Source organism: Glutamicibacter sp. 363 (genome assembly GCF_052379505.1).
GTDB lineage: Bacteria > Actinomycetota > Actinomycetes > Actinomycetales > Micrococcaceae > Glutamicibacter.
Map to the genome: position 1 here is coordinate 81,384 of NZ_JBQSYR010000012.1, position 11,404 is coordinate 92,787.

An 11,404-nucleotide genomic window follows, 5' to 3' on the forward strand; every position below is an offset into this window, starting at 1 on the left:
AACAAACCACGTCCCATTTGTTTTGTGTCTTTATTTTTGTCCGGGAGCGCTATCTCCAGCACCCAGCGAGGCATTCGGCGGCTGCACGGCGAAGGGCGTGGGAAGCGGTCTTTTTGCGCTAACTCCATCACCGGAAGACTGGTGGCGAATCCTGCGCAGGATCCACGGACCAAAGTACTCGCGAGCCCATTGCAGGTCTTCAATTCGTGCTTCGCGCCAGCTTCGGGTTGCGTGTTCTAATTGCGCGTCCATGACGCGTTCGTGGGGAACGTTCAGTGCATCGAGCACCATTGCGGAGATCACTTGGTGGCCCGCGGGGGAAAAGTGCAAGCGATCCGGATCCCACATTTGTGTTTGGCGCAGCTCGCTCAATGCCCAGAGATCTCCCACGACTGCGTCATGACGTTGGGCGATGGCACGGACGTTTTCGTTGTAAATTGCGACCTTGCCACGAATCCCACCAAGTACCGGGGTGTCGCGAATGTCCGGGCCGGTCAGTAAAACAATGGTGGCCCCAGTGCCACTTAACTCATTGATGGCGCCATCTAGCTTTTCGGCGATTTTATCCGGGTCGCCGCCGGGCCGGATGACATCATTTCCGCCCGCGCAAATGCTGATCAAATCCGGTTTAAGCGCGATTGCTGGTTCAAGCTGTTCTGCAACTATTTGATTGATTAGCCGTCCGCGGATGGCTAAGTTTGCATAGGCGAAATCCGGAACGGTGGTACTTAATTGCTGGGCGACGCGGTCAGCCCACCCACGATGTCTTCCCGGATTGTGCGGATCGGGGTCACCTATTCCCTCTGTAAAAGAATCTCCGAGCGCAACGTAACGCCGCCATGGATGATGTACTTCTTGGGGTGGGGCTGCCGGGCCGGAGATTGGGTTTTCAGACACTCCTACATTGTTACTCTTGGGTAACTTTATGTCAACGGATGAGAACAATTAATCGCGCAGCGCTTGGCTTCGCGCTTGCGTATATTCTTCGCGAGAAATGATTCCGCGTGTAAGCAGATCGTCTAGCTCGGATAGTTTCTGTTCCGTAGTTTTCTTCGGAGCTAGCATCTGCGAGCGAGCCAACCGGGTGGCGACGTCTGTCTGTAGGGTGAATGGATCAAATCCCGCTTTTCTGGTTGCCTTGTAATTTCGAACTGCGATGTAAATGATGAAGCCCACGAAAAGGATAAAGAGCACGGCAAATATTCCCGTTAGTAACGGAATAGCGCTAAAGGTCGTTTCCACGAAAGTTGAACCACCCAGTGGGTCTTCGTCGATGAAACCGAAATCCTGCAATTCATTAGAATCGATCAGCTGTGTTATATCCATCTCGTCCATGAGTCCCGTAATTCTGCGAGTTGGCCCCTGTCGACCACAAAGATCTATGACCGCTGGTGCTGCGTATTTGAATAATTATCACTAGTCAAACATGTTTATGAACAGAATGTAAGATGATTTTTGAAGTTTACGCTATTGCAACAAAAGACTTGTGACCACTATTGCGGATCAAAGTGCGCAAGATTCTGGTTGACTTGTTGGGTGAACGAAAAAACTTGGAATCCTACAGTTATCTGGTCTCGTCCCGAGGAAGAACGGGCGGGTACACCGTTGCTCGTGCTCTTGCACGGCTACCTATCCAATGAAGAAGACCTCATGGGGTTGGCTCCTATGCTGCCTAAGGAATTCACGATTGTCTCCGTGCGTGCACCTCAAGCACTGGGGCCGGGTTTCACCTGGTTCCCACTGATGCAAGATCTGGATTACTCCTTTAATGAAGTGAAATCAGCAATCACGGATTTGTGGAGTTGGCTAGAGCCAATTAGCAAGCAACATTCCTCGGTGAGCTTGCTTGGGTTCTCTATGGGCATGGCCGTGGCAACTTCGTTGCTGCGTTATCAGCCGGAGGCCATCAAAACCGTCGTGGGACTCTCCGGTTTTGCCGTTCCCGAAGAAGGAACAGGCTTCTTTAACGACGAAAAGCTTCGCCAGCTGCGCAAGCCACTTTTCTGGGGACGCGATCAAGAAGATCCGGTGATTACGGCGGAAAAAGTTGAGTACACCCATGGATGGGCAACCACCGACGTTCATCTCACCAAGGTGCTCTACTCAAATATGTTGCACTCGGTCAATGCGCAGGAGATGGCTCACGTACATGAATTTCTCAGCGCCGTGGTCCTGAAAACCGAGGCCGAGCAAGAAGTTTAATCTTACAAAAACTTGTGGCGGTGTCTCCAATAAAACAAGACACCGCCACAAGCGCAGAATATAAATTGAACTACGCGGTTTCGACAACTACCGATTCGCCGCGTACGGAGATCGTGTCTCCATTGCGCATCTGGGCACCGCGGCGAGTTTCGATCTTGCCGTTAACCAGTACCTGACCGTCTTCGATCAACTGTTTGGCGTGAATTCCGTCTTCGGCTAAGGACGCCAGCTTCAGTAGCTGTCCTAGGCGAATCGATTCGTCACGGATCTGAATGGGGAATACCTCGGAGTTTGCCATGGTTCCATCATCTCGCATCGAGGAGGGACTGTGAATGCTTTTCAGCCACGCACCGGCTTTTGTGGCGGATCAAACACAGTACAGACGGTGCTGAGTCACCCGAGAAGGGTGCGCCCCACGAGATGGACGCGATAGGCTTAAGCGGTATGTGTTTCCTACGGACCGCAACCAGCGGCCTCGTACTTTCTTTTGGAGTTGAAGATGGCGCCACAGTCCAAGCTTGATCAGGTTATTTCCCTCGCGAAACGTCGCGGATTCGTTTTTCAGGCTGGTGAAATTTACGGTGGTTCCCGTTCCGCATGGGATTACGGGCCACTAGGCACCGAGCTGAAAGAAAACATCAAGCGCGAATGGTGGCAGTCCTTTGTGCGTGGGCGCGAAGATATGGTGGGACTGGACTCGTCCATCATCCTGCCTAAGGCAGTATGGGAAGCCTCCGGCCACGTGAAGACCTTCACCGATCCGCTGGTCGAGTGCACCCAGTGCCACAAGCGCCACCGCGAGGATCACCTCATCGAGGCATTCGTTGCGAAGAAGGGCCGTGATCCAAAAGACGGCATGAGCGAAATCGCCTGCCCAGATTGCGGAACCAAAGGCCAGTTCACCGAGCCGCAGCAGTTCTCCGGCCTAATGAAGACCTTCTTGGGTCCGCTGGATACCGAGGCTGGCATGGCGTACATGCGCCCGGAAACCGCCCAGGGCATCTTCGTGAACTTCGCCAACGTGCTCAACGCCAGCCGCAAGAAGCCACCCTTTGGCATCGGCCAGATTGGCAAGGCCTTCCGCAACGAAATTACCCCAGGCAACTTCATCTTCCGCACCCGCGAGTTCGAACAGATGGAAATCGAGTTCTTCACCGCACCAGAAGAAGCCGATGAATGGTTCAAGCACTGGGTGGATGCTTGCTGGGCCTGGTTCCTGGATCTAGGCCTGAACCCAGAAAACCTGCGCCAGTTCGACGTGCCGGAAGACGACCGCGCCCACTATTCGGCTGGCACCATCGACTTCGAATACCGCTTTGGCTTCCAGGGCTCGGAATGGGGCGAGCTCATGGGCGTCGCCAACCGCACCGACTACGACCTGACCAGCCACAAGGATGCTTCGGGTTCCGATCTGTCGTACTTCAACCAGGCCTCCGGCGAACGCTACGTGCCATTCGTGATCGAGCCTTCCTTCGGCCTGACCCGTTCCATGATGGCTTTCCTGGTGGATGCCTACACCGAGGACGAAGCACCGAATACCAAGGGCGGCGTGGACAAGCGCACCGTGCTGAAGCTGGACCCGCGCCTGGCGCCGGTCAAGGCGGCCGTGCTGCCGTTGAGCCGCAACGAATCGCTGTCCCCGAAGGCCAAGGACTTGGCCGCCGAGCTGCGCAAGCGCTGGAATATCGATTTTGACGACGCCGGCGCCATTGGCCGCCGCTACCGCCGCCAGGATGAGATCGGCACCCCGTTCTGCATCACCGTGGACTTCGATACTCTCGATGACCACGCGGTCACCATCCGCGAACGCGACACCATGGCGCAGGAACGCGTGGCCCTTGACCAGGTCACGACCTACCTATCCGAGCGTCTGAACGGAGCCTAGAGCGCATGAGCGATCTAGCATTCCGCGCCTGGCGTTCGGGCGATGACCTCGAATTGCTGCAGATCTTCGGCGATCCGCTGTCTCCGCAGGCGTACCAGGACCGCACCATGCTGCGCGAGGACAGCGATGCGCCGTTCTCGCGCACCCTGGTGGCAACCAGCGAATCCGTAGCTATCGGCGCCGGCGTGATCTTTGCTTCCTCGCTGCACCCGCAGCGTTTGTGGCTCTACGTGGAGGTGGCCCCAACCCACCGCCGCCAAGGCGTGGGCACCGAGCTGGTGGCGCAGCTGCGGACTTTGATTCCGGCCGGGGAAAGCACCGAGCTGAAGTCGCGGTACACCGTGACCGCCGGTGACCCGGCGCAGGCCGCCGGCGGTTTCTGTGCGGCCCTCGGGCTGGGGGAGATCCAGGTATCCCGGGACGTCATCCTGGAACCCGGTGCGCTGGCCGAACCAGACTTTGACAACAATGACCGGGTCATCGAGGATATCGCTACCGGCAGCGTCGAATTGACCAAGCTTGTCATGGACTTCTACAACGCCACCCACCAGTGGGATCCGGCGAAGATGACCGTGGGCTCGGCGCAGAAGATGCTGCTCGACGAAAGCACCGGCGCCCAGGGCGCCATCGTGCTGCGCGACAAGCCACGCAGCGAAGGCGGAAAGATCCTGGCCTTCGCGATCAGCTATATCCCGGCCCGCGAGGAATCACCCACCGACGTGCTGGTGGGCTCCAACCCGGCATTCAGCGATGACCAGGTGGCCGAGTCGGTTCGCGACCTGGTTGCCATGCTGGTTTACCAATACCCGGTGAAGCTGGAGGTCGACTCGTCGATGTTCGTGCTTTCCTCCTTGGTGGATGCGCTGGCCACCGTTGAGCAGGCAACGATCATCTCAACGACGCACATTCTGGCGAGCGACTACGCCAACTAAGTAGTTCCCAGGCGGGACCCGGCAGGGTCCCGCCTTTGCTTTCCCCGCAATGCATTTGCCCAGTATCTGAGAAAGAACCACGAGTGAACAATTCGCTTAGCACCACCTTGAGCCCCGGCCTGAAGCTGGTGTATCTGCTGATCGCCGTGGCCACCGGACTGCTCATGCCGATTCAGAGCCGCGTCAACGGTGCCTTGGGTGTTGAGCTGGGCGACGCGGTTGCCGCCGCGCTGGTCAGTTTTCTGGTGGGGCTGGTGGCATTGACCATCATCCACCTTGTGGTCCCCGGCGCCCGCCGGGCCGCGCGCTCGGTGCCCCGCGTCATCCGCGAGCGTCAATTCCCGTGGTGGTATCTGGCCGCCGGCGCGGTAGGCGGATTTGTGGTGGTCAGCCAGTCGGCTGCGGTTCCGTTGGTTGGCGTGGCGCTATTTACCGTGAGCCTGGTGACCGGCCAGACCGTCGGCTCGATGATCGTGGACCGGATCGGCTTCGGTCCGGCAGGGCCACGAAAGATCAGTGCGCTGCGCCTGGCCGGGGCGGCGCTCACGGTGATCGGAGTAATCTGGGCCGTCAGCCCACGCATTAATACGGACATCGAGCTGACCACGCTGCTGCTGCCCATGATCTTCTCACTCGTGGTGGGCATACTCATGGGATTCCAATCGGCTTCCAACGGGGTGCAGGCCCAAGCCTATGGCACCCCGATAACCGCTACACTGATGAACTTTGTCGTGGGCAGCTTGATGCTCGCGGTGATCTTGCTGGTGCGCCTGCCCGCTGTTTCCCCGCTCGGGGCCCCGCCAAGCCAATGGTGGTTTTACGTCGGCGGGCTGCTTGGATGCGTTTTTATCGGCGTCTCCGCATTCATGGTCAAGCATCTGGGGGTGCTGTTCACCGGCTTGTGCATGATCTGCGGCCAGCTGCTCGGCTCGCTCCTGATGGATTTGCTGGTACCCACCGACGGGTCGCAGATTAGCTTTGCCACGGTAGCCGGCACCGTGCTGACCCTGCTCGCGGTAGCGCTCGCATCGGTCAGCGGCACCGGAAAACTCACCCGCAAGCGCAACTAGGGGATTCTGCTATCTATGGCTGACGGGCCATCTGGACCGCCGATGCGATTACGGCGCTTTGGGCTCGGCCCCCGGGCTGCGCGCATGACCGGGCACCGGGTGCCTATCCGTCCATGAGGCTTTTTCGCATCTTGATGCTTGTGGTTTCGTATCCGAGCGACTCATAGAGCCCTCGCGCCGAGCGATTGAAGCCGAATACGCTCAGCCCCAGGGTGCGCGCTCCACGCGATCGGGCATAATCTTCGGCCAGCAGCATGGCTGCCTTGCCATGTCCCCTGCCGCGGGCAGCGGAGTCGACGACGATGTCCCACACCCACCAAGAGGTCGGATCCTTCGAATGATCCGGTCCGACCCAGATATAGCCGACCACAGATCCGTTCTCGTCGATCAGATTGAATACCGCATTCTCTGCACTGGGGCGGCCCGTGGGAAAAGCCGCGCGGAGCGTGAGCTTCGCCTGCGACCTGGCGGCTTCGGAGGTGCTTCCCAACGAAACCAGATCGGCGGCATATTCGCTGGCGCTTCGTTCCATCCATGCGGGGAAGCCCGCGGGGTCCAAGGCAGCCAGTCGAATAGTCATGGCTCAAGCCTAAGCCGATTCCTGCCACGGGATGAACACCCCTATCGGGTACCAGCCGGTGAGCCCGGTGGCCGGTACCGCCCGGACGGCAAAGAATCCGGTTCCCGCGTTCGCCAGCAAACGAGCGGAAACCGGATCTCGTGCCCAGTGCTGGGCAACACCTTCGAGCCGACCAGTTGCTAGGAACCGACGGTCTTGGCATCCTGGAGCACGTCGATGAGCTGATCGAACCACTGCACATAGCTGGCATAGGTGTAGGGGCGCTTGTCATCCCACTCCACCACTTGGCCGGACTGCACCGCAGGCAGTGCGGAGAACACCGGATGGTCTTTGACCTGTGCTGCCGTCCCCGAGTAGCTGAGCACCACGTCTGCCGGGTAATCACTGACCTTTTCCCAGCTCAGCGAGGCCCATCCGCTATCAGCGGTCGGGCCGGCTATTTCGAATCCCAGATCCTCGAGCAAGGCGAGCTGGCCAATGGTTTTCTGACCGACGTAGAGCTCATCGTAACCGTTGAGCGCGATGATCTTCAGCCCGGGCTTTTCGGCGGCGATGCCCTTGAGCGTCTCGAGCCGCTCGGTGAAAGCCGTTTTGCCTTGTACCGCCGACTCGGAGTTCGTATCACCGCCGAGCGCTTCGGCTAGGGCGGCATAGTCCTCGATGACGCTTTGAACCGGACGGCCGCCTGATTTAATCGGCAGGTATGGTGCGGTGGCGGTAGCTTCGCCCTGGACCTTCTCATCCCACCAGGTCCAGCCGGTGCCTTCGGCGTTGCCGTAGCCGACAATCACCTCGGGGTCCAAGGAGAGCAGCTTCTCCAGATTGAACTCCGCGTCCTTGCCGATGATCGTCATCTGGCTGACATCCGCGTTGCCTACCGAAAGTCCGCCTTCTTCGGTTAGTCCATAGCCGAAGACACCGGTGGGGCGGACGCCGTAGTCCCACAGCGCGGCCGCGGAGTAGGAATCCACGACGATCGATTCGGGCACCTGGTCCAGGGTAGTGGTCTTCTCATAGAACGAGTCGGTAAACGACCACGAGCCGTGCAGGGTCTCTGGCGAAGCGCCGGTGCTCGCATTTTCAGCGCTCTGCGCTCCACAGCTGGTGAGCGCGATGATTGAGGCGGCGCTGAGCATGGTCAGCAGCGTGCGTCGGGTAGGTGCAGTCATATTCGGTTCATCTTTCGGTTAGGTGCGGCGCGTCCGGAGCCGGCCGGCCAAGGAAATATTCTGGTGGTGTTGACGAGCCGCTAGGCCCAGCTCTCTACGTCACCCAGGGGAACGACCAGCGGCGTCCGGGATACGGGGTCCTCGATGATCCGGCAGCGCAGCCCGAAGACCTCGTGAATCAGCTCTTCGGTGACGATCTCGGACGGCGCACCGGTGGCCACGATGGCGCCGTCCTTCATGGCAATCAGGTGATTGGCATAACGGCATGCATGATTCAGATCGTGGAGCACCGCGACCACCGTGTGCCCCTTGCTCCGGTTGAGCTGGCGGCAGAGCTCCATGATTTCTATCTGGTGCGAAATATCGAGGTAGGTGGTGGGTTCATCCAGTAGCAGCAACGGGGTTTGCTGCGCAAGCACCATCGCGACCCAGACGCGTTGGCGTTGTCCTCCGGAGAGCTCATCGACCAGCCTGCGTGAAAGGCTGGCCGTATTGGTCGCTAGCAGGGCTTCGAGCACCGCGCTCTCATCCGCTGCAGACCATTGCGAGAGTAGCTTCTGATGCGGGTAGCGACCGCGAGCCACCAGATCTGCGACGGTGATTCCATCCGGGGCAATCGAGGACTGGGGGAGCAGCCCCAACCGCTTGGCAACGTCCTTGGCAGGAAGCCTATGGATCGGTTTTCCGTCCAAGATAACCTGCCCGGCCAGGGGCTTGAGCAGACGCGACAGCGCGCGCAGCAAGGTTGATTTGCCGCAGGCGTTCGGACCGATAATGACGGAAAATGATCCGTCGGGGATCGCGACGTTCAGCTCCTGGGAGATGGTGCGCTGTTCGTAGCCCAGAGTAAGATCGTGGCCGCTTAGCCGAGAGGTGGTTGCCTCCCCAAGGCGGCCAGGGGCATTGGTGGCCTGGGGATCTCGAACCGATGGCTGGCTTGTTCTCATCTGCAACTTATTGCCTTTCAACTTCGTTTCGCCTCGCGGAGCAAGAGCCAGATCAAATAAATGCCGCCTACGCTGACCGTGACCACGCCGACCGGTAGCGCGGTCTCCGGAACCAGGCGCTGGGCCATCAGGTCGCTGAAAAGCAAGAGCACCGCACCGAGAATGGCCGATGAGCCCATGCGGACTCCCGCGCTGCGCGTTAAACGCCGGGCTACTTGGGGTGCGGCCAGGGCGATAAACGAAATAGGCCCGGCGGCGGCCGTGGCCAGTGCGGTGAAGCCGACGCCGACCACCATCAGCAGGAGCCTGGCGGGCTCAACTCGAATGCCCAACGCGCTGGCGGCGTCGTCTCCCATCTCCAGCATGTGCATCCGCGGGGCCAGCATGGCGGCGGCGATGAAAAAGACGGTGACCGCGAGCAGCGCCGGTTGTGCGTGCTCCCACCCCATCGCATTGAGCGACCCGGCGCCCCAGACGGCCGCGGACATCGCTTCTTCGAGCCCGGCACGCAGGATCAGCCAAGTATTCAGCGACGCGAGAATGGCGCTGATTGCAATCCCGACGATGATCAACCGGAAACCTTGGGACCCGCGGCGATAAGCCAAGAGATATACCAATGCAGCCGTCAGCAGGCCTCCGAGAAGTGCCCCAGCGGCAATCTGGAAATATCCTCCGCCAGCGAGAAAAATAATCGCCAAGGCGCCGGTGTATGCGCCGGTGTTGAACCCGATGATGTCCGGGCTGCCCAAAGGGTTCCGAGTCAGCGACTGGAAAATCGCTCCGCTGATACCCAAGGCCGCGCCAAGCGCCAGGGCCATGACTACCCGCGGCAAGCGCCAGGAGAGCACCACCAGCTCGCTCGAGCTGCTGCCGGTGCCGAGCAGCGCACGCAGAAGCTCTGTGGCCGAGAAAGTTATTTCACCTGTGGCTAGGGCCCAGAGTGCTAGCACGAGACCGAGCGCAGCAAAGATCGCGCAGACGAGGATCGAACGGCGCTGCACGCGGAGCGAGAAGCGGCCGCCAGGCGATGAAAGCACCGTGTGCCCTAGCCCGAAATCCACGCGTTGAGCGGAAGCGAGAGTGTTGCCCGTGGTGGTCATAGCCCGCTGACCTGCTTTCGGCGGACCAGCCAGATCAGCACCGGCGCGCCCACGAAGGCCGTCACGATGCCGACCTGCAACTCACCGGGCGGAGCAACTACGCGGCCGATGACGTCCGAGACCAAAAGCAGCACCGGTCCCAACGCCAGGCTATAGAGGACAATCCACCGTTGATCCGCGCCGACGATCCATCGGGCGATGTGCGGAACCATCAGCCCCACGAACCCGATGGGGCCGGCAGCCGCGGTGGCGGCGCCGCACAACAATGTCACCGCAACGATGACCGCTACGCGGGTTCGCGTAACGTTGCTTCCCAATGCGCGGGCCATGTCCTCACCCAGCGAAACCGCATTGAGCGAGCGTGTGCAGAAAAAGGCCAGGCATAATCCTGCCACGACAAAAGGCAGGATCACCCAGACCATATCCAAGGTCCGGTTGTTCAAGGTACCGGCGCCCCAATACCGCATCCGGTCGAATGCCTCCGGGTTTAATAACGTGATGCCACTTGAGATCCCGCCGAGCATGGCGCCCAAGGCAACTCCCGAGAGGGTCAGCTTGATCGGTGTAGCGCCGGACCGTCCACGGGAGCCAATGAGATACACCAGCACCGTGGTGATGATTGCGCCACCGAATGCGAACCAGATGTAATCGGCAATGGAGACGATGCCGAATACGGCAACTGCAAGGACAACCGCGAAGGCGGCACCCGCGTTGACACCAAGAATTCCCGGGTCAGCTAGCGGATTGCGGGTCAAGGCCTGGATCAACGCGCCGCCCACGGCTAGCGCCAGCCCAGCCATGAGGCCGACCAACGTACGCGGTACGCGCAGTTCGTTGAGTATCACTAAATTTTCCTGGGTGCCCAGGCCTGCTAAACCCCGGAATACCTCGACGGCCGGAATCCACTTAGCGCCAACAGCGAGCGACAAGAGCACCGATACGCCGAGCGCTGCGAGTGCTAGCGCGAATCCAACCGCGCGGGTCGCATTGCTCGCAGCTAAACCGGTACGGGTTTCAGTTGAATTTGCTTCGGGGGCAGCAAGGCCAGGCAGGGACGCGACGGCCTCATCGGTCGCCGGAGCGGGTTCGACCCCTGGGATTAATTCCTCGGGCTCTGCGGAGATCTGCGTCGGAGTTCGCATCAGACCTTCTTGAGTTAGGTAATGCTCACCTATCTGATGGCACAAAAGAAAACAGTATCATCTTCTTATTCGGAAGTATCGCAAGATTACGACGAGGACCCCGTGGCCCCTCGGTCGAATAACCGGTCGCCGGCTTGGAATGATGGACGAGCTATGAAGAAATTTGGGTTGGAGGACCCAGCGTTGGGTGCCCTAACTAACTTCGCTGAAACGCCTTGCTCGAGCGGCAGGCGTACCGCGCTTCACGCGGTGTGCATGAAATGCTCTATTTGATCCATCGGCTGGCGCTGAGCAAATGCATTGAGATAAAAAACCGCCATCGTGCCCTGAAATAGGGCACGATGGCGGGGAGAAGCAGGTCGCAACCGGGGCTGGAA

The 11,404-nt window shown here is 59.6% G+C and carries 12 protein-coding genes; 4 read left to right on the forward strand and 8 right to left on the reverse strand.

Annotated features, from left to right (window positions below):
* Positions 1-30: 30 nt before the first annotated feature.
* Positions 31-897, reverse strand: coding sequence for an SGNH/GDSL hydrolase family protein (locus tag ACT3UA_RS09045; RefSeq protein WP_096256715.1), 867 nt, complete (start codon positions 895-897; stop codon positions 31-33).
* 48 nt (positions 898-945) lie between these two features.
* Positions 946-1,335 carry an SHOCT domain-containing protein gene (locus tag ACT3UA_RS09050; RefSeq protein ID WP_096256716.1) on the reverse strand — a complete coding sequence of 130 codons (390 nt, stop codon included), beginning with the start codon at positions 1,333-1,335 and terminating at the stop codon, positions 946-948.
* 201 nt (positions 1,336-1,536) lie between these two features.
* On the opposite strand from ACT3UA_RS09050, the gene ACT3UA_RS09055 reads away from it, so the two are divergent.
* Positions 1,537-2,202, forward strand: a complete 666-nt coding sequence (locus ACT3UA_RS09055) for an alpha/beta hydrolase (RefSeq protein WP_096256717.1) — start codon at positions 1,537-1,539, stop codon at positions 2,200-2,202.
* 70 nt (positions 2,203-2,272) lie between these two features.
* Here ACT3UA_RS09055 and ACT3UA_RS09060 read toward each other — a convergent pair whose 3' ends face one another.
* The gene (locus ACT3UA_RS09060; protein WP_105678708.1) at positions 2,273-2,500 is read right to left on the reverse strand and encodes an RNA-binding S4 domain-containing protein; all 228 of its coding nucleotides are present in this window, start codon (positions 2,498-2,500) and stop codon (positions 2,273-2,275) included.
* A 201-nt stretch (positions 2,501-2,701) separates the two neighbouring features.
* Here ACT3UA_RS09060 and ACT3UA_RS09065 point away from each other — a divergent pair, with 201 nt between their 5' ends.
* The 3 genes from ACT3UA_RS09065 (at position 2,702) to ACT3UA_RS09075 (ending at position 6,089) form a co-directional block, all read left to right on the forward strand.
* Positions 2,702-4,087 carry a glycine--tRNA ligase gene (locus ACT3UA_RS09065; RefSeq protein WP_096287473.1) on the forward strand — a complete coding sequence of 462 codons (1,386 nt, stop codon included), beginning with the start codon at positions 2,702-2,704 and terminating at the stop codon, positions 4,085-4,087.
* A gap of 5 nt (positions 4,088-4,092) precedes the next feature.
* Positions 4,093-5,019 carry a GNAT family N-acetyltransferase gene (locus ACT3UA_RS09070; protein WP_096287471.1) on the forward strand — a complete coding sequence of 309 codons (927 nt, stop codon included), beginning with the start codon at positions 4,093-4,095 and terminating at the stop codon, positions 5,017-5,019.
* A gap of 83 nt (positions 5,020-5,102) precedes the next feature.
* A complete protein-coding gene (locus tag ACT3UA_RS09075; RefSeq protein WP_096287469.1) occupies positions 5,103-6,089 on the forward strand; it encodes a DMT family transporter in 987 nt (328 codons plus the stop codon).
* 103 nt (positions 6,090-6,192) lie between these two features.
* Here ACT3UA_RS09075 and ACT3UA_RS09080 read toward each other — a convergent pair whose 3' ends face one another.
* The 5 genes from ACT3UA_RS09080 to ACT3UA_RS09100 all read right to left on the reverse strand — a co-directional run bounded on the left by ACT3UA_RS09080 (position 6,193) and on the right by ACT3UA_RS09100 (position 11,027).
* Positions 6,193-6,669 carry a GNAT family N-acetyltransferase gene (locus tag ACT3UA_RS09080; protein WP_096287467.1) on the reverse strand — a complete coding sequence of 159 codons (477 nt, stop codon included), beginning with the start codon at positions 6,667-6,669 and terminating at the stop codon, positions 6,193-6,195.
* Between the two features lie 179 nt (positions 6,670-6,848).
* Positions 6,849-7,838, reverse strand: coding sequence for an ABC transporter substrate-binding protein (locus tag ACT3UA_RS09085; RefSeq protein ID WP_096287465.1), 990 nt, complete (start codon positions 7,836-7,838; stop codon positions 6,849-6,851).
* 80 nt (positions 7,839-7,918) lie between these two features.
* Entirely contained in the window at positions 7,919-8,785 is an 867-nt protein-coding gene (locus ACT3UA_RS09090; protein WP_096287463.1) for an ABC transporter ATP-binding protein, read from the reverse strand.
* Between the two features lie 17 nt (positions 8,786-8,802).
* Positions 8,803-9,885: an iron-enterobactin ABC transporter permease gene (fepG, locus tag ACT3UA_RS09095; RefSeq protein ID WP_096287461.1), complete on the reverse strand. Its 1,083-nt coding sequence runs from the start codon at positions 9,883-9,885 to the stop codon at positions 8,803-8,805.
* The gene (locus ACT3UA_RS09100) at positions 9,882-11,027 is read right to left on the reverse strand and encodes an iron chelate uptake ABC transporter family permease subunit (protein WP_176484222.1); all 1,146 of its coding nucleotides are present in this window, start codon (positions 11,025-11,027) and stop codon (positions 9,882-9,884) included. Before ACT3UA_RS09100 ends, fepG begins: the two co-directional genes overlap by 4 nt.
* Between the last annotated feature and the right edge of the window lie 377 nt (positions 11,028-11,404).